The 255-nt window shown below is 40.0% G+C and carries 1 pseudogene; it reads left to right on the top strand.

The annotated features are described in order from the left end of the window. Positions 1-255: pseudogene (locus ACYQ4S_RS12975) on the top strand (hypothetical protein); the annotation flags it as partial.

Raw genomic sequence — 255 nt, 5'->3', positions numbered from 1 at the left:
AATGAGCGAAGAATATATCTCGACCATCAACTCCCTTGTAGTGGAAATGGTGGAAGAAAGAAAACCTACCCGTAAAACAAGCAAAGATATTGAGGCCTATTTGCCCAGTGCTGTAAAAGCACAAGCTGCCTTGGATGCAAAAAGTGTGTTTAAGAAAGGGAAGAAAAAGAAGTTTGAAACAGTGCCTCTGCTTAAAAAGCCTCATTGTGTTTGGAACAACCAAAACTACTCTTTCGACTTCCGCTACATTTCAAT

It is taken from the genome of Alkalibacterium sp. s-m-28 (assembly GCF_054658175.1).
The sequence above is the reverse complement of the archived record's forward strand: the minus strand, read 5'-3'. Positions and strand labels throughout refer to the sequence as shown.